The organism is Planctomicrobium aquicomposti, from assembly GCF_051466325.1.
Taxonomy (GTDB): domain Bacteria; phylum Planctomycetota; class Planctomycetia; order Planctomycetales; family Planctomycetaceae; genus Planctomicrobium.
In genome coordinates, this window is the sequence record NZ_CP195792.1 from 14,655 (window position 1) to 36,754 (window position 22,100).

The 22,100-nt window shown below is 60.2% G+C and carries 17 protein-coding genes; 12 read left to right on the plus strand and 5 right to left on the minus strand.

Annotated elements, in window-relative coordinates; all coding sequences use genetic code 11:
* Positions 1-110: 110 nt before the first annotated feature.
* Complete coding sequence (gene purH, locus SH664x_RS00035) at positions 111-1,682, plus strand: bifunctional phosphoribosylaminoimidazolecarboxamide formyltransferase/IMP cyclohydrolase (protein WP_437203930.1); 1,572 nt, start codon at positions 111-113, stop codon at positions 1,680-1,682.
* Positions 1,683-1,777: 95 nt separating this feature from the next.
* On the opposite strand, the gene SH664x_RS00040 is transcribed toward purH, so the two are convergent.
* Positions 1,778-1,993 (minus strand): DNA gyrase inhibitor YacG, encoded by a 216-nt coding sequence (locus tag SH664x_RS00040; protein WP_437203932.1) that lies wholly within the window; start codon positions 1,991-1,993, stop codon positions 1,778-1,780.
* Between the two features lie 495 nt (positions 1,994-2,488).
* Between SH664x_RS00040 and folD the strand changes: the two genes are divergently transcribed.
* Entirely contained in the window at positions 2,489-3,355 is an 867-nt protein-coding gene (folD, locus tag SH664x_RS00045; protein ID WP_437203934.1) for a bifunctional methylenetetrahydrofolate dehydrogenase/methenyltetrahydrofolate cyclohydrolase FolD, read from the plus strand.
* On the opposite strand, the gene SH664x_RS00050 is transcribed toward folD, so the two are convergent.
* Positions 3,264-4,466, minus strand: coding sequence for a hypothetical protein (locus tag SH664x_RS00050; protein ID WP_437203935.1), 1,203 nt, complete (start codon positions 4,464-4,466; stop codon positions 3,264-3,266). The two genes, folD and SH664x_RS00050, sit on opposite strands and share 92 nt — an antisense overlap.
* Positions 4,463-4,960: a hypothetical protein gene (locus SH664x_RS00055; protein WP_437203937.1), complete on the minus strand. Its 498-nt coding sequence runs from the start codon at positions 4,958-4,960 to the stop codon at positions 4,463-4,465. The genes SH664x_RS00050 and SH664x_RS00055 overlap by 4 nt, the downstream gene beginning before the upstream one ends.
* A 354-nt stretch (positions 4,961-5,314) precedes the next feature.
* Here SH664x_RS00055 and SH664x_RS00060 point away from each other — a divergent pair, with 354 nt between their 5' ends.
* Positions 5,315-5,947: an OmpH family outer membrane protein gene (locus SH664x_RS00060; RefSeq protein WP_437203938.1), complete on the plus strand. Its 633-nt coding sequence runs from the start codon at positions 5,315-5,317 to the stop codon at positions 5,945-5,947.
* A 164-nt stretch (positions 5,948-6,111) separates the two neighbouring features.
* Here SH664x_RS00060 and SH664x_RS00065 read toward each other — a convergent pair whose 3' ends face one another.
* On the minus strand, positions 6,112-6,528 hold the full coding sequence (locus SH664x_RS00065; RefSeq protein ID WP_437203940.1) for a hypothetical protein: 417 nt from the start codon (positions 6,526-6,528) through the stop codon (positions 6,112-6,114).
* 510 nt (positions 6,529-7,038) lie between these two features.
* Between SH664x_RS00065 and SH664x_RS00070 the strand changes: the two genes are divergently transcribed.
* The 7 genes from SH664x_RS00070 to SH664x_RS00100 all read left to right on the plus strand — a co-directional run bounded on the left by SH664x_RS00070 (position 7,039) and on the right by SH664x_RS00100 (position 16,331).
* A complete protein-coding gene (locus tag SH664x_RS00070; RefSeq protein ID WP_437203941.1) occupies positions 7,039-7,971 on the plus strand; it encodes a sugar phosphate isomerase/epimerase family protein in 933 nt (310 codons plus the stop codon).
* On the plus strand, positions 7,964-8,926 hold the full coding sequence (locus tag SH664x_RS00075) for an ROK family protein (RefSeq protein ID WP_437203942.1): 963 nt from the start codon (positions 7,964-7,966) through the stop codon (positions 8,924-8,926). The genes SH664x_RS00070 and SH664x_RS00075 overlap by 8 nt, the downstream gene beginning before the upstream one ends.
* A 157-nt stretch (positions 8,927-9,083) precedes the next feature.
* Positions 9,084-10,436, plus strand: a complete 1,353-nt coding sequence (locus tag SH664x_RS00080) for an enolase C-terminal domain-like protein (RefSeq protein ID WP_437203944.1) — start codon at positions 9,084-9,086, stop codon at positions 10,434-10,436.
* Between the two features lie 439 nt (positions 10,437-10,875).
* Positions 10,876-12,537, plus strand: a complete 1,662-nt coding sequence (locus tag SH664x_RS00085) for an NADPH-dependent assimilatory sulfite reductase hemoprotein subunit (protein ID WP_437203945.1) — start codon at positions 10,876-10,878, stop codon at positions 12,535-12,537.
* A gap of 65 nt (positions 12,538-12,602) precedes the next feature.
* Positions 12,603-14,252: a peptide chain release factor 3 gene (locus SH664x_RS00090; RefSeq protein WP_437203946.1), complete on the plus strand. Its 1,650-nt coding sequence runs from the start codon at positions 12,603-12,605 to the stop codon at positions 14,250-14,252.
* Positions 14,253-14,255: 3 nt separating this feature from the next.
* Positions 14,256-15,119, plus strand: a complete 864-nt coding sequence (locus SH664x_RS00095; protein WP_437203947.1) for a deoxyribonuclease IV — start codon at positions 14,256-14,258, stop codon at positions 15,117-15,119.
* A gap of 207 nt (positions 15,120-15,326) precedes the next feature.
* A complete protein-coding gene (locus SH664x_RS00100) occupies positions 15,327-16,331 on the plus strand; it encodes a DUF368 domain-containing protein (protein ID WP_437203948.1) in 1,005 nt (334 codons plus the stop codon).
* A 49-nt stretch (positions 16,332-16,380) separates the two neighbouring features.
* On the opposite strand, the gene SH664x_RS00105 is transcribed toward SH664x_RS00100, so the two are convergent.
* Positions 16,381-18,174: an arylsulfatase gene (locus tag SH664x_RS00105; protein ID WP_437203949.1), complete on the minus strand. Its 1,794-nt coding sequence runs from the start codon at positions 18,172-18,174 to the stop codon at positions 16,381-16,383.
* Positions 18,175-18,642: 468 nt separating this feature from the next.
* On the opposite strand from SH664x_RS00105, the gene SH664x_RS00110 reads away from it, so the two are divergent.
* The gene (locus SH664x_RS00110; RefSeq protein ID WP_437203951.1) at positions 18,643-19,653 is read left to right on the plus strand and encodes a glutamine synthetase beta-grasp domain-containing protein; all 1,011 of its coding nucleotides are present in this window, start codon (positions 18,643-18,645) and stop codon (positions 19,651-19,653) included.
* Between the two features lie 207 nt (positions 19,654-19,860).
* Positions 19,861-22,032, plus strand: a complete 2,172-nt coding sequence (locus SH664x_RS00115; protein ID WP_437203953.1) for a serine hydrolase — start codon at positions 19,861-19,863, stop codon at positions 22,030-22,032.
* The last annotated feature ends 68 nt before the right edge of the window (positions 22,033-22,100 follow it).

A 22,100-nucleotide genomic window follows, 5' to 3' on the forward strand; every position in this document is an offset into this window, starting at 1 on the left:
GGATGGCGAGAGGACAACCGGCGCTTCAGCCGCGCTGCCTGGTCTCTGCTGCGCTCTCGTCCGCTGTCGACGGCAGCCTCCCCACCGGACAATCTCAGGAAGTATCGATAATGAATGCCTCGTCACGACGGGCGCTGATCAGTGTCAGTGATAAAACTGGACTCGCCGAATTTGCAAAGGGTCTGGCGGAACTCGGGTTTGAAATCCTCTCGACCGGAGGAACATCGAAGTTCCTGAAAGATCAGGGACTCCCCGTGGTCGACGTTTCCGACTACACCGGCTTTCCGGAAATCATGGATGGCCGGGTCAAAACCCTGCACCCGCGCATTCACGGCGCCATCCTCGGCATGCCCGATGTCGAAGAACATGCTTCAGCCATGCAGACGCATGGAATCATTCCCTTCGAGCTGGTGGTGGTGAATCTTTATCCCTTTGAAAAAACGATCGCCCGGCCCGACGTCAGCGTCGAAGATGCCATCGAGCAGATCGACATCGGCGGACCGAGCATGGTCCGTTCCGCCGCCAAGAACCATGCCTATGTCGGCATCGTCACGAATGCCTCACAATATCCGCGCGTGCTGGAACAACTGCGTCAGGGCCCCCTCGACGCGACACTCCGTCGCGAACTGGCTCACGCAGCCTTTGAAATGACCGCCCAGTACGACCGGGCCATCTCCAATTACTTCGCCCGGATCACCACGGAAGTCCCTTCGCAGTTCCCGGCACAGCTGACGATCACCCTGCAAAAGGATTCCGATCTCCGTTACGGAGAGAATCCCCATCAGGCAGCCGCGTTCTACATCGAATCACCGACGCCGCCCCGGTCGATCGCTGCGGCGGAGAAGCTGCACGGCAAGGAACTCTCATACAACAACCTGCTCGACCTCGATGCCGCGTGGGGTCTGGTGCAGGAGTTCGAAGAGCCGGCGGCGGTCGTCATCAAACACACCAACCCCTGCGGCTGTGCCATTGCGAAGACCCAGGCAGAAGCGTTCGTCAACGCCTATGAAGGGGACCCGGTCAGTGCTTTCGGCTCGATCCTGGCCTTCAATGGTGAACTGGATGCCGCAACCGCAGAACTGCTGGCCGAACCGGGCCGATTCATCGAAGCGATCGTCGCCCCCGCGTATGCCGAAGAGGCCCTCGAGATCCTGCGAACGAAGCCGAAGTGGAAGAATAACGTCCGACTGCTCCGGGTCGCCGACCTGTATGTGAACGGCACCGCTCACCTGGATTACCGCCGGGTCTCCGGTGGACTGCTGGTGCAGGAGCGCGATGTGCATCCTCCCGCAGTCAACGATTACAAGGTCGTCACCCAGCGGGCGCCGAACGAGTCGGAACTGCGGGATCTGCAGTTCGCCTGGCGAGTCTGCAAGCACGTGAAGTCCAACGCGATTGTCCTCGCGCGGAACGGCATGGTGGTCGGCGTCGGTGCGGGGCAGATGAGCCGCCTCGATTCTTCCATGATCGCCGCCAGCAAGGCGGGAGACCGGACCAAGGGAAGCGTGATCGCTTCGGATGCCTTTTTCCCGTTCCGTGACGGAATTGACGTCGCCGCCAAATCAGGCGTGACGGCCGCCATCCAGCCGGGCGGTTCACGGAACGATGACGAAGTGATTCAGGCCGCCAACGAGCATGGAATCGCCATGATCTTCACCAGTCGTCGTCACTTCCGGCATTGATTTACAGCCGACGACAGCCCGCCATCGACAACGGCCCGGTCTTCTTCTGCACAGGAAGATCCGGGCCGTCTGTTTTGTGAAGTCCCGAATCGACTCTATCCCCGCAGCTCCGGCGGCAGGTCCTCTTCGGGAATCTGCTCCATCAACTTATCGGGAGTCAACGGTTCAATCAGTGCGTACTCGCCGGACATCCAGCGATAGAGGTCCACCTGCTTACAGCGACTGGAACAAAACGGGAAAATCGGAGATTCACCGTCGATCTCGAGAGGCAGATCCTTGTTGCAGATGGGGCAGGTCAGTCGACGAATCATGGCAAGACTTTCAGTTCGTGATCCGTGGATCATCCACGGATTCCGTGAGGGAACTGTATTCTGACACAATGCGCAGCCTGTCAAGGGGGAGGCAAATGAACAGTATCCAGTTTTTATCGAGGCGAAATCTTCCCTGTGTCTGTTCGATTCAGGCGATATTGCCCCACTCTCTCAGTCGGGCATGATGAGGGCCGATTTCAGGGACCATCCCCTTGTTTGGTCGCTGCACTGCGTTTGATCGCTGCAGCCCCCTGCTGCAGTTCGCTCGTGGAGAGTCCCCGAATCGACAGCAGGCTGGTTGAAGAATCCATGAAAAAATTGGGGAATCACGATAGACTGGGGGGAGAGAGCATCTTCGCTTTTGAGAGGCCCGGTCTCGCCGCGAGGAGATGAGCAGTTCATCACACGAAACGCTCGCTGCGCGGGCGTCGGAAAGAGCAACCGGCTCTCCCCCCCCCCACTTGCAGACATTGCAGATTTGGTTCAGGAGCAATCGTGTCAGCGCGGATCATTGACGGAAAAGCCACAGCAGCCAGTCTGAATCAGGAAACCGCTGAAGGGGTTTCCAACTTCGTGAAGGGAACAGGGGTCACGCCGCATCTGGCTGCGATTCTCGTTGGCGATGATCCGGCCAGCGCCGTTTATGTGCGGAACAAGCAGAAGGCGTGCGAGAAAGCCGGAATCCGGAGCACGCTGCATCGCCTCCCCGGCACGGTCACCCAACCGGAGTTGCTGGAGCTGATCGACCGGCTGAATCACGATCGTGATGTCCACGGAATTCTGGTGCAACTGCCGTTACCCGAGCAGATCCACGAGGTCTCTGTCCTCGACGCGGTCCTGCCGATGAAGGATGTCGACTGCTTTCATCCGGAGAACGTGGGCCTGCTCGTTCAGGGACGGCCCCGCTTTCTCCCCTGCACTCCCAGCGGCTGTCAGGTGTTGATTGGCCAGTCGGGAATCGACGTGCGAGGAGCCCATGCCGTGGTGATCGGCCGCAGTGAGATTGTGGGCAAGCCGATGGCCCTGCTGCTGGTGCAGAAAGGGCCGGTGGCCGACTGCACCGTAACCATCGCGCACAGCCGGACGAAGAATCTGCCGGAGATCACACGTCAGGCCGACCTGCTGATCGCGGCAATCGGTCGGCCGAATTTTGTCACCGCAGACATGGTGAAGCCGGGAGCCTGCGTGATTGATGTCGGCATCAATCGACTGGGAGACAAGCTTGTCGGAGATGTCGACTTCGACGCCGTCAAAGAGGTCGCGGGGGCGATTACTCCCGTGCCGGGAGGGGTTGGTCCCATGACGATTGCGACGCTGCTCCGGAATACATTGACGGCAGCCCGTCTCGTAACTCCGCGTTGACCTGAATGGGGCGAGCCCATTCGAACGTTTCTTCGGCCGGCTCCGCATCGAGTGCGATCTGGGGGATCCAGTCTGCAGGGGTCGGCGCTTCGACCGTGCGCGAGGGAGTCAGGTTGACCCGCCCAACAGGCCGGGACGTGGGACGGGCCCGGCCGTCGATTCCGCCACCCGCCAGGTTCTGTCGGCTGCGGGCAATGGCACCGATATCGACGAGCTGTGTCCCCGCCATCGAGGGAACATTCCAGAGCGACGTGTTCTGGGCCAGCCCCGGTGGATTCACCACCGGGTTGCGCAGATCGATCACCATCTGCATCATGACATCGGGCCAGCGGAGCCGGAAGATCATCGGCATTTCCGTCCCGTTGGGGGACTTCATGTACTTGTCGATATGGGCTTCGGCAATGATCTTGCCGCCGGGCTGTCGGAGCACATGACTTTCAATCTGACCGCTCCGGGCGTCGACCCGGATGACACGCTCCACGTCTTCGCCCACCGGGGAATGACGCAGGGCCACGAGCTCGAACTGCCGCGCCTCAGTAGGCCCGACCAGCTTAAATTCGCGATCATCCAGAGGAATGACGCCGAACACTTCCATCAGCCAGTCGGGATGAATCGGCACCGGGAACTGCAGGGCCTGCAGCGCCACGGGAATGTCTTCATGGCTGGCGGTCAGCACCTGCTGGGCATTGTCGCTCGTCCAGAGCCAGAACTGATTGCTGTTCGAGCCCATATCAACTTCCTGGCTTCCCAGCGGACGGGAAACAATCAACCGAAAATTCCGCGGGGCTTCCACAGCGATCATGGCGGGCAAACCAATGGGAACGCCGGTCAGTCGCACCGTGGCATTGCTGGCCTGCCAGCCGGTCAGCCCCGGTCGGCCGTCAGCTCCCAGGATATTCTGATTCAGCCGGGCGACGAGCTGTTCTTTTGTAATCTGCGGTGAGATCGATGCACGCATCCGGGGCCAGGCAAACGTCGAACAGCCGGTGCTGCTGAACACCATCCACATCGCCAGCAGCCCCCACACGACACGCAGTGCCGCAGCCGACGATGGCCGCACTCTGTTCCGACTGCAGGCAGACCAGCGAGGCTGGCGGGAGTGCTCGATCATGCTGCCTCCCAGGAAGTCGTCAACTGTTGATCGAGCGCCTGCCGGAGCGCTGCCATTTCTTCCGATGACAGTTGCTGGTCGCGGACCTCATAAGGGCCTTCACCGCGCGATCCGGAGAGCTGCAGAAACTCTCCCTCGTCATCGACACGGGAGCCGTCCAGTTTCAATCGTCGCTTCTGCAGCAGAAAGAGCGCCAGCACGTAGGCCAGCTTTTCCTGCTGCGGATTGGCAGCCTCGATCAGCTGTTCGAAATAACGGAGCAATGTTTCCGCGTCGGTGGTTGCCGCCTGCCGAGGCGCGGGAGTCGGCACGATGCACTGCCAGTAGCCGACTGCTTCGGAAGGCAATCCCTGCCATCCTGCCTCGCTGAAGTCCAGTCGTTCAAACTCGCCATCCTTGATCACGAGCACGGAATAGCAGACCGCCCCGGGGATCAGCGGCGCGCCGGTTTTCGCGCAGACTTTGCTGATCGGCTTGAAGCGGTAGTCGAGCATTTCAAAACATCTCGAAACGACGAATCACAGAGGCAGTGAAGGGACACAGGGCGAACGAGCAGGTCTCGCGGGACCGGCGCGGCGAATCGTACGGGGAACTGCCGATCGGGCTCAAGATGAATCGAAGACACCTGTTATCGCACTCTCTCCGGGGTGTCGGAATCGGCAAAGATCAACAGCTGACGCCGGTGGGGCCGGTGCATCACACCACAGCAGTCTCCGCGGGAGTTGTTGCAGATTGCTCTTTACTCATTTTGATGAAATGTCATAACGTCCCGCCCCTTGCTCTCATCTCTCACCCAGCGGTACGCCGCTTCATCTCACATCTCACCTGTCTCTGAGGAGTCGTTGGTTATGGTCCGCCATGGAGTCTCCGCCGCGATCGCTATCGTGGCATCATTGGCCGTCTGTGTCTGCTGGTCGTCGTTTTCAGGCAGTCAAAAACATACCGGCGTCGCCGTGGTCGATCTCGACGAAGTGGCCCGCCGTCTGGGCCGCGCTGAAGAAATGACCCAGACGTTCCAGGGTTCCGCCAGCAAGCTGCAGCAGCAGCTGAACCAGATCCAGATTCAGGCGACCGAGAAGCTGAAGGAAGCCCGCAGCAAAATCGGCGAACACCCCACCCAGGAAGAAACCGCCCAGTTCAATCGTCTGACGCAGCAGGTCAATCTCGAATTCAATCAGCTTAAGAAGCAGGCGGAAACCCAGCTCGGCAAGCATCGCCAGCAGCTGGAAAACCGCTTCCGCGACGAAGCCCGTCCGGTCGCTTCCAAGCTGGCCCACGACAAGGGCTTTGGCACGGTTGTCACCAAGAACGACGCGCTGATCTTCGCCTTCGACGAGACTGTCGACCTGACGGAAGATGTGATCAAGCTGATGAGCGCCACCGCACCCGCCAAGGCTGAAGCACCCGCTGCTCCGGCGGCCGCTCCCGCAACCCAGAACCCGATCCAGCAGACTTCCAATGAAGTTCCGGCGACCAAGTAATCGCCAGCGTGCCGCAACGGCACGGAGTTGAATGCTCACAACCTCTCAGGCCTGGGCTTGAGAGGTTTTTGCATGCGCTGGCAGACGGTTCGTCGTGGAACCAAAAGCCGACAAGCCTGAAGAGAACCGTATTCGCCGTGGCTTCAACAGGCCACAGGAGCCGACTACCAGGTATCGACGACGCTGCGACCATGAAAATCAGCGATTCGCCCGACTCCAAACTGCTCGGGAGATTCCCCCAGAATCCGCAGCCAGACGATGTGCCCTTCGAACTCCCCGACAAGAGCGAGATGCGAGCGCAGGTCGTCCTGAGGCGTCAGAGGATGAGGCTGCCAGCTGGCAGAAGCAACTGTATCGAAGATGTGGACGAGTTCCATCACGTCGGCCACGAACAGCGATGTCAGCCGTTCACCGTCATGTTCGCCACCCACGATTTCGGTGGGCGAAAGAAAGAGTGAGACTTCCCAGATCTCGCCATCCTGAAAAACGTGGCAACCGATGGAGGGGGCTTCCTCCACAGCGTGCAGACACTCAACGGCTCGTTGGGTGAAACGATCGAGCCATGGCGGGTGTCCCGACATCGGGTCTCTCTCTTCCTTCAGCAAATGGGACAAAATTCACATTCTTCAGACCGCGTTGGCAGAGGGGGACCCGGCAACACTGGCCTCGCATGACAATTCGACCGCGAGGCAACTCGGTCTTTCCGCGGCCCGCACAGCGCGAAGTCGCTCGATCGAGAGCGCAACTTCGCCTGACGAGAACCAGGCATCACGATTACCTCGGCGGCAACCTTTTCAAATTCGCATTGTTTGTGCCGCTTTTTTGGCCAGGATTCGATTTCTCACCACACATGATGCAAACTCGGCACAGCATCAATGCTTCCGCACGGGAAGATGGAAAAGATGGGAGCCCACACCCCCCCGGGCGCCAAGAAACTGAAACAATGCGCACAGCCCACCTGCTTCAGCCGTGAAGCAGGCGCTCACTTCGTGCCCGCCCCCCAGAATGAGCGGGATTTGACTTTTCGGGACAGATGGTCCATCGTGGCGGAGAGTTGGTCCCGTTCTTTCCCGCCTGTCAGGTCAACGCCGATGCCGCACCTTGCCCCTAACCGTCGCGAATTTCTCCTCGGACTCGCTGCCGGTCTCGCCACGACTCCGTTGCTGAAGCGGGGGATCGCCGCTGTAGCCGAGAGCAACCCGCTGTACCGGATTTCGCTGGCGGAATGGTCCCTGCACAAAGCGATCAACGCCAAGCAACTCAGCAATCTGGATTTCGCCCGGATCGCCCGGGAAGAGTTTGACATCGACGGCATCGAGTATGTGTCCACCTTCTTCGAAGGCAAAGTCGGGGAACAGTCGTATCTGGCGGACCTGAAAAAGCGCTCCGAACAGCACGGCGTCCGCAATGTGCTAATCATGGTGGACCGCGAAGGAGCCCTCGGCGATCCCGACGCCGCACGTCGCCGTCAGGCCGTGGAAAATCACCGCAAATGGCTGGAGGCCGCCGCTTATCTGGGTTGTCACTCGATCCGGGTCAATGCACAGAGCAAGGGAACCTATGACGAGCAGATGCGTCTCGCCAGCGACGGACTCCGGGAGCTGACACTGCTCGCCGAGCCGCTCAACCTCAACGTGATCGTCGAGAACCACGGCGGTCTTTCTTCCAATGGCCGCTGGCTGGCGGAGGTCATGCGACAGGTGGACCACCCTCATTGCGGCACATTGCCCGATTTTGGCAACTTCCGGGTTTCACCGACCGAATTCTACGACCGATATGAAGGTGTGGAAGAGCTGATGCCGTTTGCCAAGGGGGTCAGCGCCAAGAGTTACGACTTCAACGGCGAGGGGAACGAAACCTCTGTCAACTATCTGCGGATGATGAAGCTCGTGCTCGACAGCGGCTATCGAGGCTTTGTCGGCATCGAGTACGAAGGCTCGGATCTCAGCGAATTCGATGGCATCCGCAAGACCAAAGCTCTGCTGGAGCGGGTCCGAACTGAACTGGCGAAGAACAATGGCTGAGCTGTATGTCGGAGTCGACGTCGGAGGGACCTCCATCAAGCTGGCCCTGGCGCACGAGGACGGGACTCTGCTTCGCGAGAGCAGCATCCCGACCGACTCGCATGAAGGCCCGGCCGACGTCCTGAAACGGATTTGCAGCGCGGTCCAGAAACTGACCGCCGATGCCGGGTCCTCTCCTCGGGGACTGGGGATGGGCTTCCCCGGTCTGGTGGACTCCCGCGTCGGTATGACCCGATATCTGCCGAACATGACCACCCACTGGCGCGATGTGCCGGTGTCGCAGATTCTTTCCTCACAACTCGGATGTCCGGTCCGGCTGCTCAACGACGTCCGGATGGCGACGTATGGAGAAATGAACTACGGCCACGGCCGGACGGTCAATACGATGGTGTTTATCGCCATCGGGACCGGTATCGGCGGCGGACTGGTCATCGACGGGAAGCTGCGCCTGGGCCCGCTCGGTGCTGCGGGAGAACTCGGACACCAGACCATCGACCCCGGTGGTCCACTCTGCGGCTGCGGCAATCACGGATGCCTGGAAACGATGGCCAGCGGGACCGCCCTGGCGGCGGAAGGGATCCGGCTGATGCTGATGGGACTGGCTCCCACGCTGCACGAAGTCACCGGTGGTGATCCGGGACATGTCACGGCCGAGGTGATGGGGGAGGTCGCCGACCGGGATGAACCAGTCCGGCAGGCAATCCTGCAGGCGGCCTCGTATGTCGCCATCGGAGTCGCCAATGTCGTGACCGCCATCCATCCCGAACTGATCGTGATCGGGGGAGGCGTCGCCCGACTGGGCGAACTGCTGCTGGGGCGAATCCGGGAAGATGTCCGGTCGCGCGTCGGTCGGTTATTTCCGGTCGACGGGATCCGAATTGAAGAAACCCAGCTGGGAAGCAAGGCCGGTGTGATGGGGGCCATTGCCCTCGCAGTGCATGGTCTGCCAGACTGACGATTCTCAACTGCTTCTGCAGCCGGGATTTATCGTGTGAGATTTCCCTCCGCTGGCAGGGAATGACGTTGCAAGATTTTTACTGCAGTTCCTAGAATTGCGTGCATCTGAATGCACTCTCTTTTTCGCACTCCTCTAAAGTCCCTTTCCAGGTGTCATGAACAGGCCGCAAGACGTCCGCATCAAAGAAGCCGTTATCTCCTTTGAAGACCATCCTTTCCGCACGCCACTCAAATTCGGCGGGCGGGTCATGGACAAACACCGGCTGATTAATGTCGAAGTGGTGGCAGAGACCCGGGATCGCAAGAAAGCGACCGGTTTCGGCAGCATGCCTGTGGGCAACATCTGGGCCTGGCCGTCGACCCAAGTCACGCCGGACCAGGCCGTTGCGGCCATGTGCGATTTCGCGGAACGGGTCTGCCGACTGACGGACGCGTTTGATGAATTCGGCCATCCGATCGATGCGATTTATCACATCTCCGCCGAATACGAACACCTGGGCAAGGTCGTCTCGCGGGATCACAAGTTGCCCGAGCCGATCCCCGAACTGGCCCAGCTGGTGGCGGCCAGCGCGCTGGATGCGGCCATTCATGATGCTTACGGGAAGGTGAACCTGCTCAACAGCTATAACATGCTGTCGAAGCAGTTCATGAAAAATGACCTGTCGTATTACCTCGATGACCAGTTCAAGGGGGAATACCTGGATCAGTACACCCTGCGTGAACCAAAACCACGGATGCCGCTGTACCACCTCGTCGGCGCGCTCGATCCGCTGACCGAAGCAGATCTGCAGACTCGACTCAAGGATGGTCTGCCCGAAACACTTCCGGAGTGGATCAAGGCTGACGGCCTGACGCACCTGAAGATCAAAATGAACGGAGACAATCTCGACTGGGACGTGGAGCGGGTGATCGCCATCGACCGGGTCACCGCCGAAGCCCAGGCCGCACGCGGGTGTACGGAGTGGTTCTATTCCATCGACTTCAATGAGAAGTGCGCGAACGTGGACTACGTGCTCGACTTCCTGAAGCGGGTCAAAGAACAGACGCCCGCCGGCTACGACCGTATTCAGTACATCGAACAGCCAACGCACCGGAATCTGCGCGAGTATCCCGACAACAAGATGCACAAGGCGGCCGAGCTGAAGCCGGTCGTCATTGACGAGTCCCTGCTGAATTACGATGCGCTGCTCCTGGCTCGTGACCTCGGTTACAGCGGCGTCGCTCTGAAAGCCTGCAAGGGACACACCGAGGCCCTGTTCGCAGCCGCCGCGGCCCAGAAGTTCGGCATGTTCCTGTGCGTGCAGGATCTGACCTGCCCCGGTTATTCCTTCCTGCACTCGGCCAGCCTCGCGGCCCGCATTCCCGGGGTGGCCGCCATCGAGGGGAATGGCCGGCAGTATTGCCCCGGAGCCAACCGCCGCTGGGAACGGGAGTTCCCCACGATGTTCGACATCACCGATGGGACCGTCGGAACTGCGGCACTCGACGGCTTCGGACTGGGATTCTGAGTCCCGGGGGGAGACCGCCAATCCGCACCGCAGGCAGGGAGCGAGTCTGGAATCGGAGTCCGCCCGCGAACCTCTTGCATCAGCTCTCGTGCATGCATGAGCAGTTTCGGCCCGCTCCCCGGAGAACGCAACAATTCCCGCTTTCGGGAGGGACCGAGCCCGCGCCGGCTCAATGGTGTCCTGCCTCCCGAACGCGAAGAAAGTGTCCGACTCTGACCTTATGTTCGCGGCGGAATGCCGATATCTTGTTTTTCCCGAATCTGTGGCCGTTGCGAAGATTCGACCAAAGTCGGGAATCCCGGCAACAGGTCTCCGCCCGACGGCAGATTGCCTAAAATAGTACCGATACTCCGGCCAGCGGACGGCCTGTTCCAGCCCCCACCCTGATCCGGCCAGTCCGGACCCCCGAGTCATTTCTCATCCACGGAAGCAAACCACAATGGACGGCAAGGCCAGCAAATTTGAATCAGTCAAGGAAAGCAGCAACTATCTGCGCGGCACCATTCGCGAAGAGCTGGCGACCGATTCGGCCTCCTTCATCGAAGACAACGCGAACCTGCTGAAGTTCCACGGAACCTACCAGCAGGACAACCGCGACGATCGTGGCGGCGGCAGCGGCAAGAGCTACATGTTCATGGTCCGCTCCCGAATTCCCGGCGGTAAAATCACCGCAGCCCAGCTGCTGAAGGAACTGGACCTCTGCGAGCAGTTCGGCAACGGGACCCTGCGGATCACCGATCGGCAGGGCTTCCAGCTGCACGGCATTCTCAAGGGAGATCTGCACGCGACGATCAAGGCGATCAATGAGGCCAAGCTGTCGACGATCGCTGCCTGTGGCGACGTGTGCCGCAACTTCATGTGCTGCCCCGCACCCATCGCCAACAGCCCGGTCCGCCAGCAGATGCAGGAAATGGCCGACGCGCTGGCAGCCCACTTCCGTCCCCGCACGCAGGCCTATTATGAAATCTGGATCAAGGACGGCGAAGAGTCGACCAAGGTCCACGAAGTGACCGACGAACCGATCTACGGCAAGACCTACCTGCCCCGCAAATTCAAATTCGGGATCGCCCTGCCGGAAGACAACTGCATCGATGTCTACACGCAGGATCTGGGGCTGATCGCCGTCATCGAGAACGACAACATCGTCGGTTACAACATTGTGACCGGTGGCGGACAGGGGATGACTCCCGCCAAGAAAGACACGTTTCCGGCACTCGCCTACAAACTCTGCTACGTGCCGGTCGACCAGACCATCGCCGCCTGCGAAGCCGTTGTGAAAGTGCAGCGGGACTTCGGGAACCGCGAAGACCGCAAGTACGCCCGGCTGAAGTATCTGATCGCCAACTGGGGCATGCCCAAGTTCAAAGCCAAGGTCGAGGAGTATTACGGCGGACCACTCGCCGAGCCCCGTCTCGACGATATCGTCGAAGTCGATGACCACATCGGCTGGCATGAGCAGGGGGACGGCAAGCTGTTCCTCGGCATCAACATCGAAAACGGCCGCCTGCAGGACCTGCCGGGGCTGACGCTGAAAACCGCCTTCCGCGAGCTGCTGGCGAAGTACCCGCATCGCCTCCGCCTGACCGCGCTGCAGGGAGTGATTCTCTGCGATGTTGAGCCCTCGCAGAAGTCGGACATTGAGTCGATTCTGCGGAAGCATGGAGTCAAGCTGGCCGAAGAGTTGACGCTGGCCCGGCGATACTCCATCGCCTGCCCGGCGCTGCCGACCTGCGGACTGGCTGTGACCGAAGCCGAACGGATCATGCCGACTGTCATGGATGCCATCGAAGCCGAAATGGCCAAGCATGGCCTGAAGGACGAACGGATCACCGTTCACATGACCGGTTGTCCGAACGGCTGTGCCCGTCCGTACACTCCGGATATCGGCCTCGTGGGGAAAGCCCGCGGCAAGTACACGCTGTACCTGGGAGGCAATGCACAGGGAACCCGGCTCGGCTACCTGTACCAGGACCTGGTTCCAGAGGCCGAAATCGCCAGCCGACTGGCTCCGGTCTTCACCAAGTATCGTGAGCAGCGACAGCCGGCAGAATCGTTTGGTGATTTCTGCCACCGCGTGGGGAAAGAGGCGCTCTCCGTCTGAGACACCAGCCGCGGCCATCTGGTGAGTCTCAGCGTCCCGTTCTCTGTTCCCCCGAAGGACCAACCATGTCTGCTTCATCCGGATCTGCCGGCGAGGGCCTGCCGCACGTCCCTGCGACAGATTCGGCGACGACGAAATTCCTGCAGGAGATCGCCCGCCGCAGAACGTTCGGCATCATCGCCCACCCCGATGCCGGGAAGACGACGCTGACCGAGAAAATCCTGCTTTACTCGGGACGCATCGAGGAAGCAGGGGCGGTCCGGGGGAGAAAGTCTCAGCGGGCGGCTCGCTCCGACTGGATGAAGATGGAGCAGGAGCGCGGCATCTCGGTGACCGCCACCTGCCTGTGCTTCGATTACGAAGGCTTTCGGCTCAACCTGCTCGACACCCCCGGTCACCAGGACTTCAGCGAAGACACCTACCGGACGCTGAACGCCGTCGATGCCGCGGTGATGGTGGTCGACGCCGTGAACGGGATTGAATCGCAGACCATCAAGCTGTTCAAGATCTGCGCGGAACGGCGGGTCCCGATTCTGACGTTCGTCAACAAGATGGACCGTCCCGGCGGTGATCCGTTGGCGGTACTGACCGAAATCGAGAACGTGCTCGGCATCGATGCCATTCCGCTCAACTGGCCGGTCGGGCGCGGGCGTGACTTCAACGGCATCGTCGATCGACGGACCAATCAACTGCTCAAGTTCTCGTCGGTGCTCCGGGGAGCGCACGAAGTTCCCGTGGAGGTCGGCCAACTCGACGATCCCGACTGCACCCTGTATCCCCCCGAAGTGCTGCAGGAAGTGCGTGACGAAATCAGCCTGCTCGAAGGGGCGGGGGCCGCCTTCGACCCGGCGCTCTTCCTGCAGGGGACGCAGACGCCGGTGTTCTTCGGCAGTGCCCTCACCAACTTCGGTGTCGAACAGTTCCTCAAGGCCTTTGTGCGGCTCGCTCCTCCCCCGCGGAACTATCAGAGCGATCAAGGCATCGTCACTCCCGCCGATCCGAACTTCAGCGGAGTCGTCTTCAAGATTCAGGCCAATCTCGATCCCCGGCATCGTGACCGCGTGGCGTTTGTGCGGATCTGCTCCGGACGCTTCGAACGGGATATGGAAGTGACCGTCACCCGGACGCGCGAACGGATTCGGGTCCCCCGCTCGCATCAGCTGTTCGCTCAGGAACGGGAGACCGTGGAACAGGCGTATCCGGGCGACATCATCGGCATCGTGAATCCCGGCAAGCTGCGTCTGGGGGACACCCTGTGCGCGGGCCGCAGCGTGCAACTGCTGGGACAATGGATCTATGCCCCGGAAACATTCGTCCGGGTCCGCTGCGCTGACACCTCCAAGCGGAAACAGTTCTCGCGCGGCATTGAACAGCTCATTGAAGAAGGGGCGGTGCAACAGATCTCGGATGCGAACACCACCGCCCACGAACCAGTGCTGGCTGCGGTCGGCGAACTGCAGTTCGATGTCGTGAAGTTCCGCATGGAAACCGAGTACAACGCGGCGGTCGCGCTGGACCGGCTCCCGTATCGCATCTCTCGCTGGATCGATGAGCCGGACTTCGATGCCGAAGCCTACACGCTCCCCAGCGGCTCACGCATCATGTCGGACCAGGCGGGAGCGAAGCTGATTCTGTTTACGGATGACTGGTCGCTCGATTACTTTCAGCGGCGCTACCCTCAACTCAAGCTCGTCGAGCATCCGCCGGGAATCTGATTCATGCCGCTCTTCGGTTCACACCTTTCCATCGCTGGTGGTTATCACAAAGCGGTGGAAGCCGCTGCTGCACTCGGCATGGACACGGTGCAGATTTTCACGAAGAACAACAACCAATGGAAGGGCAAGCCCCTTTCCGACAGCGACATCCGGCTGTTCAAGTCGGCGCTGGCTGAACACAAGCTGCAGATCCCCTGCGCCCACGACAGCTATCTGATCAACCTCGGCAGTCCGGAGCCGGAGTTGTGGGAGAAGTCTGTCGACGCCTTCACCATCGAGCTCGAACGGGCGGAAGCACTCGGGCTGGCGGGCGTCGTGATGCATCCGGGTAGTTACGTCACCAGCAGTGAAGAAGAAGGACTGCTGCAGATTGCCAAGGGACTGAATGAAGTCCATCGCCGCACCTCGGGCGTGCAGGTCGAAACGTGGGTCGAAGTGACCGCCGGACAGGGAACGAACCTGGGCTGGCGGTTCGAACATCTCCGTTCGATTCTCCAGCAGATGAAAGAACCCGAGCGCGTCGGCATCTGTGTCGACACCTGCCATCTGTTTGCCGCCGGCTATCCGCTCAAAACCGAAGCGGAATACACCGCCACAATGCAGCAGCTGGACGACGTAATCGGCATCGATCGCGTGCGGGCCTTCCACCTGAATGACAGCAAAAAGGAACTGGGGAGCCGGGTCGACCGGCATGAACACATCGGTGAAGGGTGCCTCGGACTGGAGCCGTTCCGCTTCGTCCTCAACGACCCTCGGTTTGCGAAACTGCCGATGTACCTCGAGACGAAAAAGGAAAAGCGGGACGGCGAAGAAATGGATGCCGTCAACCTGCGGGTGCTGCGCAGCCTCATCAACGGCCGCAAATGAGATCCGGCCCGGAACTCTCAGTGTCGACCGGAACCGGCTCATTTCCACGAGCGATAATCTGGAACAATCCCCGCTCGCCACATCTCCGTGCAGGCACTAGACTTTGCCCACCGCAAAGAGCCTTCCAGTTTTCAGCTGATGGCGGGGCTGCAGGACTGGCTGTTCCGCCGCGCGAGATTTCCCCGTAATTGCTTCAGCGAGGATGTGATGCCCGAGACGACAACGCAGCAGCCGGCTCCCGGTTCGGCTGCGAACTTTGGAGTGGTCGCCACCTTCTGCAGCGGCGTCGCCATGGGCACCTGCAACGTGATTCCCGGAGGAGACAGCGGGACGATTGCGCTGATCATCGGGATCTACGAGCGGATCGTCACCGCCATCAGCCATGTCGATGGCACCCTGTTCGCCATGATCGTCCAGCGCCGCTGGCGTGAAGCGATCGATCGACTCGACCTGAAGTTCATGGTCCCGTTGATGGTCGGAGTCGGTACCGGCATCGCCACCGTCGGCTCGCTGATGCATTACCTGCTGGAGCATCATTACCACACGATGCTGCCGATCTTCTTCGGCATGATCGCCGCCTCATGCTATCTGGTCGCAAGGCTCGTCCCCCGCTGGAGAATTCAGGAGATCCTACTGCTGGTGTTCGGCTTCGCGCTGGCGATGTGGCTGGTGCTGCAGCCGGCGCTGCAACATCCCCCACAGGCGCTCTGGTACATCTTTCTCTGCGGGCTGATCGGAATCTGCGCTCTGATTCTGCCGGGGATCAGCGGCGCGTTCATCCTGCTGGTGATGGGCCGATACCATGACCTGACCGGAGTGATCCACCGCGCCACGAAGCTCAGTCTCGACTTCAACGACTTCCTGATTCTCGTCGCCTTTGGACTCGGGTGCCTGTTCGGCGTGGTCGGCTGCAGCAAGTTTCTGAAGTGGCTGCTGGCCCGCTATGAATATCCCACGCTCGCTTTCCTGTGTGGCATCAAGGTTGGCTCACTCTGGAAGATCTGGCCGATCCAGGTCGACACGACTCCTCAAATCGCCGAGTTCAAGGACAAGCTGTTTGAGCCGCTCCCCCTGAACCAGACCCAGCTGAACAGCCAGTTCTGGATCACGATGGGAATCGTCGTGATCTCTGCGGTGGCGGTGCTGGCGCTCGAATACTTCTCCGTCCGCAGAAATCCCGTGGCCGCGACGGTGCACGAAGACCTCACGTGAGCTGGTTGCCCCGCCGGGCAAGAACGGGTCGGTCAAAAGTCACACCGCGCTAAGGCTGCACACGTCGCACACTGAGCCCCTTGAACTCCAGTGCGCTCTCGTGCGCCAGTTCGGTGCATTGCAGCTCCAGCCGCGTCTTCCCGGACTTCAGCTTCAACTCTCCCAGCGGGAACGAGGTCCAGCTACGACCGGTGAACCGTTGTTTTCTCATCGTGGCGTTGTCAGGGGCGGGAAGCGCCGGCGATTCCCCTGCGGGAACCGTTTGGGAGAGTTGCTCTCCCTGAGCCGTGAGCTGCAACGTGGAGCCCGCCTGATCCGGAGCACAGGCGTAGAGCACTTCGAACTCGTATGTTCCCGGATGAACGAAGTCGACATCGAACCAGACGCGTGAGGTGGTGTCGGTCCACTTCGACAGCCAGTCATGGGCATAGCCGGGGCCAAGGGTGTACGACAGGCTTCCCGAGAACCGGGCGCTCGTGGCATTGAGAATCACCGGATTCTGCTGCTGATAGCCGATCGGCAACACGACCGGCGGAGGATTGTGCTGCAAGGTCGCCTTCAGCCAGACGTCGTAGCTGGCCGCCAACTCCTGGACGATCTGGGGACGTTCGGCAGCCAGATCGGTGGTCTCCCCAGGATCGGCCAGCATGTCATAGAGTTGCCACGCAGTGGGGTGCTGTCCCTCTTTCTCGCGCACGAGTCGATATTGAGGGGTCCGCACTGCTCCGGGTGTCCCGCTGGTTTCAAGGGTCATGCCGCCGCCATTCAGAAAGATCGAGCGCTCCTCGGCGCCGTGACTCTGGCCGGTGAACAAGGGGACGAGGCTGACTCCATCGATGCGGGGACCGGGAGGAGCCGGAATGCTGCACATCTGGAGAATTGTGGGATAGAGGTCGATATGGGCAGCGAGTTGATCAATTTCACGCGGGGTCTTTCGGCTTTCTGGTGACCGAATCAGCAATGGGACCCGGCTTCCCCCCTCATGGGCGGACCCTTTTTTGCCCCGCATGCCGGCGTTGTAGAAGTTGACACCGGCTGTCCCCCCGTTGTCGGTCATAAAAATCACGACCGTCTTGTCGTCGAGATTGTTCGACTTCAGCGTATCGAGCATGCGACCGACATTCTCGTCGATGTTCGCACACATCCCGAAGAAGGCGGCGAGAACATGCGGCAGCCCCTGCGAGGCGTAGGCGTCGTATTCGCGATCGGGAACCTGATGCGGCGAGTGGGGTGTATTGTAGGCCACGTAGCAGAAGAAAGGTTCAGACCGCCGCGCTTCCATAAAGCGGATGGCGGCGTCGGTGGTCACATCCGGCAGGTAGCCCTGCGTTTCCACCGGCTGCGCACCGTCTAGAAGCGTGGCGTTGAAGTAGTTGTTGAAGTGCCCGTTGTTAAAGCCGAAAAACTCGTCAAAGCCCTGTCCGGGGGGCGTCATCGGATACTGTTCGCCGTTATGCCATTTTCCGAAACAGCCGGTCCGGTAGCCTCCCCCTTTCAGGGCTTCGGCGATGGTGACCTCGGAAGCGGGGAGATACTCCTTGTTGCTGGTGACGCCGCTGACGCCACTGCGATGGGGATAGCGCCCCGTCAGCAGTGCGGCCCGGGTCGGTGCACAGAAGGAGTGGACGTAGAAGTGCCGGAAGGAGTACGACTCTTTGGCAAGCTGATCAATGACGGGGGTTTTCAGAATCGGATTCCCCGTGAATCCAAAATCGCCGTATCCCTGGTCGTCCGTAATGATCAGCAGGACGTTCGGGCGGACCGCTGCCGGGAGCGCTGAGCCTCCCCCCAACACAATCCCCACCAAACACAGAATCCCCCCGAACCGTATCGACCGTGGCATCACACCCCCTCACAAACTGGGGAGTCGAGAAAGAAATCCGCTTCCCCGCATCCCATTTCCTTGCTGCACCGCCCCCGGCCGGATGGTATTGTCTGCATTTGCCGGAAGCTGGCATTCTCTTTGCCTAATCATGGTATCGAAGAGGGGAATGAAGACGTAAGTCTTGCGATATCAAGCAATTCATCGTTTTCCCCAAATTCACGTTGCAAGTTTTTTGTGCAAAGCTGCTTCTGAAACAGGCATGGGGCCCGTTTCAGGGAAAATGAGCGACAAGAGTGAAGGATTTTTTGAGGCAGAGCTTCGGCATTGAACATGATCCTGCCGGAGATCTGCCTGGGGTTTTCACGTCGAGCCGATACGGCAGAATGAGTTGCTCATTCCGCGGAGCGCGCTGTTCGGAGTCGAAAGAGTACGTGAAAACATGCTGTCGCCTCGCCAACATGGTTTCCTATTAGGGAGTGAAAACTGATGTCCGAACGCTACAAGTTGGAGTATCTCTGGCTGGACGGTTACAAGCCCGAGCCGAACATCCGCAGCAAGACCAAAGTGGTCGACAAAGCTCCGCAGTCTGTGGAAGATCTGCCGCTCTGGGGCTTCGACGGCAGCTCCACCCAGCAGGCGGAAGGGCACAGCTCCGATTGCATTCTCAAGCCGGTCGCCCTGTACCCGGACAGCACCCGCAAAAACGGGTTTCTGGTGATGAATGAAGTGCTGCTCCCCAACGGCGAGCCGCATCCGTCGAACTATCGCTCCACCGTGGAAGACGATCCCGATCTGTGGATCGGCTTCGAACAGGAATACTTCCTGTACCGCGACGGCCGTCCGCTCGGCTTCCCCGAAGAAGGTTATCCCGCACCGCAGGGACCGTACTACACCGGAGTGGGCTACAAGAACGTCGGCGCTGAAGCTCGCGAAATCGTGGAAGAGCACATCGACATCGTGCACGATGCCGGCATCAACCTCGAAGGGATCAACGCCGAAGTTGCCAAGGGACAGTGGGAATTCCAGATCTTCGCCAAAGGCGGCAAGAAAGCCTGTGACGACCTGTGGGTCTCCCGCTATCTACTGCTGCGGACCTGTGAAAAGTACGGCGTGGATGTCGAGTTCCACTGTAAGCCGATCCGCGGCGACTGGAACGGCTCGGGCATGCACACGAACTTCTCCACGAAGTTCATGCGTGAAACCGGCGGCAAGGCTTACTTCGAAAAGCTCATGGCTGCCTTCGACAAGTACAAGGACGAGCACATTGCCGCTTACGGTCCGGATAACCACCTCCGCCTGACCGGGCTGCATGAAACCCAGTCCATCGACAAGTTCAACTACGGTGTGGCCAACCGCGGCGCTTCGATCCGCATTCCGCACTCGTTCGTGGCGAACGACGCGTACCGCGGCTACCTCGAAGACCGCCGTCCGAACTCCCAGGCCGATCCGTACAAGATCATTTCCCGACTGCTGAAGACCATCCGGTCTGTCGGCTGATTCCCCACCTCCACAGCCCGACCAACAAACACCGCATCCATCTGGGTGCGGTGTTTTCCTTTGCGCAATTCGTTAAACCGCCCCTAATCCATGTTCGGGAGATGATTATATAAAATTCAGGTTCGGGGCTGGATTCCACCCACTCCTCTCTGCTATCAATGCTGGAGAGGTTTTCTAGGATTCCACACTGCTTTCCCGAGACGACCCATGCCCGGATTGAGTACGCTATCGCATGTCTCCTCCTCCGGCTGCAGCCTGAGAAATATATTTCTGGCTGCAGTTCTCTGGAACGTCGTCGCCGGCACCGCGCCGGCTGCACCTTTCCAATGGGAATCCGCCACACCCGAAAGCCAGCACGCTTCCAGCGAGAAGCTGCAGGCCCTCCGCGATGCGATCGCCCCCACCTCCGCCAACCTGCTGGTGGTGCAGAACGACCGGATTATCTTCGAATGGTACGGCGAGGGTCGGACTCCTGAAGATCGCCACTACACCGCATCGCTGGCCAAGGCGATCGTCGCCGGACTCGCCACAGCCGCTGCCATTGATGAAGGACTCCTCAATCTCGACGACCCTGTGTCGAAGTTCGTCCCCCAATGGCGCAATGATCCGCTGAAATCCCGCATCACTCTGCGGCAACTGGGCTCACACACCTCCGGGTTGGACGACGCCAACTCGGGGAACGTCCCCCATCGCGACCTTGAGGGCTGGCGGGGGGAGTTCTGGAAAAATCTGGAGCCCCCCCGTGATCCGTTCACGATCTCCCGCGATGACGTTCCGGTCCTCTTCGAACCGGGAACGCAGTACCACTACAGCAACCCGGGCATCGCGATGCTGACCTACGCCGTCACCGCGGCCCTGCAGTCGACGAAGACTCCCGATGTGCGAACGTTGCTGAACACCCGCATCATGGAGCCGATCGGCGTGACCTCGCGCGACTGGAGTATCGGCTACGGGAAGACGGTCACCGTGGATGGCCTGCCGCTGGTCGGGTCCTGGGGAGGGGCAGCGATCACCCCCCGCGCCCTGGCCCGCATCGGCCGATTGATTGCGCAGGGGGGACAGTGGGAAGGCCGGCAGTTGATTTCCCCACAGGCTCTGGCCGCCGTAACCACCGATGCCGGAACACCCGGGAATGCGGGAATCGGCTGGTGGACCAACGCCGATCAGCTCTACCCGGACCTGCCCGGCGATGCGATCTGGGGATCGGGAGCAGGACATCAGGTCCTCTTCATCGTTCCCAGCCTTAATCTGATTGCTGTCCGCAACGGTAGTGTGCTCGCCGAAGGAGAGCATGCTCCGGTGCTCGTGAATCAACTGTTCGATCCGCTGCTGGCGGCCGTCTCGTCCAAACCCTCTTCAGCGGCAGCGTCGGGACGGAAGATCCCCAAATGGGTACATCAGCCCCTCGCGAATCCCGGCCCGGCCCCCTATCCCCCCAGTGAAGTGATCACCGGCGTGGAATGGGCTCCCGTCGACTCGATTCGGCGCGAGGCCAATGGCTCCGACAACTGGCCCATGACCTGGGCCCGCGATGGCGAACTCTACAGCGCCTATGGCGACGGCAAGGGCTTCAAGCCCTATGTAAAAGAAAAGCTGAGCGTCGGGTTCGTGAAAGTAACCGGCGGCCCCGATGACTTTACCGGAATCAATGTCCGCACCCCCACACTGGAAGAGCCCGGTGACGGTCCCAAAGGAAAAAAGGTGAGCGGACTGCTCAGCGTGGAGGGGGTGATTTATCTCATCGCCCGCAACGCCGGCAATTCGCAACTCGCCTGGTCCTCCGATCTAGGACAGTCCTGGACCTGGGCTCCGTGGAAATGGACCGAAAGCATGGGCTGTCCCACGTTCCTGAATTTCGGTCAGGACTACGCCGGTGCTCGTGATGGCTACGTCTACGTCTATTCGATGGACAGCGAAACCGCTTACGACAATGCGGACGGCTATCTGCTCGCGAGAGTTCCCAAAGACCGAATCCGCGATGCCAATGCCTATGAGTACTTCGTCAACATGAACGGTCAACAGCCGCAATGGAGCCGGGACTTCCGCCAGCGCGGCCATGTGTTCAGTTTCCCCGGACGATGCTATCGCAGCGGCATCACCTACAACGCACCGCTGAAACGATACCTGTGGTACATCGTGCAGCCGGAAAGCACCGACTCCCGTGGCCCGCGATATCAGGGAGGCATGGGAATCTATGATGCCCCCGAACCGTGGGGCCCCTGGACGACCGTGGATTTCACCAATGACTGGGATGTCGGTCCGGGAGAGACGGGCTGCTTCCCTTCCAAATGGATCAGTGACGACGGCAAGGAAATGGCCCTGGTTTTTTCGGGCGATGACCATTTCTCCGTCCGCAAACTTCGACTGAAAACACGTTAACCCGCACGAGGGCATATTCGCTTTTGATGGACCCGTTCTCGCCAGGCGGAAATGAGCATTTCATCACA

Bases quoted from the DNA above. Each gene is read 5' to 3' on its own strand.
- SH664x_RS00075 (WP_437203942.1), top strand. From the start codon at position 7,964: ATGGCTGAGCTGTATGTCGGAGTCGACGTCGGAGGGACCTCCATCAAG.
- SH664x_RS00070 (WP_437203941.1), top strand. From the start codon at position 7,039: ATGCCGCACCTTGCCCCTAACCGTCGCGAATTTCTCCTCGGACTCGCT.
- SH664x_RS00110 (WP_437203951.1), top strand. From the start codon at position 18,643: ATGTCCGAACGCTACAAGTTGGAGTATCTCTGGCTGGACGGTTACAAG.
- SH664x_RS00055 (WP_437203937.1), bottom strand. From the start codon at position 4,960: ATGCTCGACTACCGCTTCAAGCCGATCAGCAAAGTCTGCGCGAAAACC.
- SH664x_RS00085 (WP_437203945.1), top strand. From the start codon at position 10,876: ATGGACGGCAAGGCCAGCAAATTTGAATCAGTCAAGGAAAGCAGCAAC.
- SH664x_RS00090 (WP_437203946.1), top strand. From the start codon at position 12,603: ATGTCTGCTTCATCCGGATCTGCCGGCGAGGGCCTGCCGCACGTCCCT.
- SH664x_RS00080 (WP_437203944.1), top strand. From the start codon at position 9,084: ATGAACAGGCCGCAAGACGTCCGCATCAAAGAAGCCGTTATCTCCTTT.
- SH664x_RS00065 (WP_437203940.1), bottom strand. From the start codon at position 6,528: ATGTCGGGACACCCGCCATGGCTCGATCGTTTCACCCAACGAGCCGTT.
- SH664x_RS00115 (WP_437203953.1), top strand. From the start codon at position 19,861: ATGCCCGGATTGAGTACGCTATCGCATGTCTCCTCCTCCGGCTGCAGC.
- SH664x_RS00095 (WP_437203947.1), top strand. From the start codon at position 14,256: ATGCCGCTCTTCGGTTCACACCTTTCCATCGCTGGTGGTTATCACAAA.
- SH664x_RS00050 (WP_437203935.1), bottom strand. From the start codon at position 4,466: ATGATCGAGCACTCCCGCCAGCCTCGCTGGTCTGCCTGCAGTCGGAAC.
- SH664x_RS00060 (WP_437203938.1), top strand. From the start codon at position 5,315: ATGGTCCGCCATGGAGTCTCCGCCGCGATCGCTATCGTGGCATCATTG.
- SH664x_RS00100 (WP_437203948.1), top strand. From the start codon at position 15,327: ATGCCCGAGACGACAACGCAGCAGCCGGCTCCCGGTTCGGCTGCGAAC.
- purH (WP_437203930.1), top strand. From the start codon at position 111: ATGAATGCCTCGTCACGACGGGCGCTGATCAGTGTCAGTGATAAAACT.
- SH664x_RS00105 (WP_437203949.1), bottom strand. From the start codon at position 18,174: ATGCCACGGTCGATACGGTTCGGGGGGATTCTGTGTTTGGTGGGGATT.
- SH664x_RS00040 (WP_437203932.1), bottom strand. From the start codon at position 1,993: ATGATTCGTCGACTGACCTGCCCCATCTGCAACAAGGATCTGCCTCTC.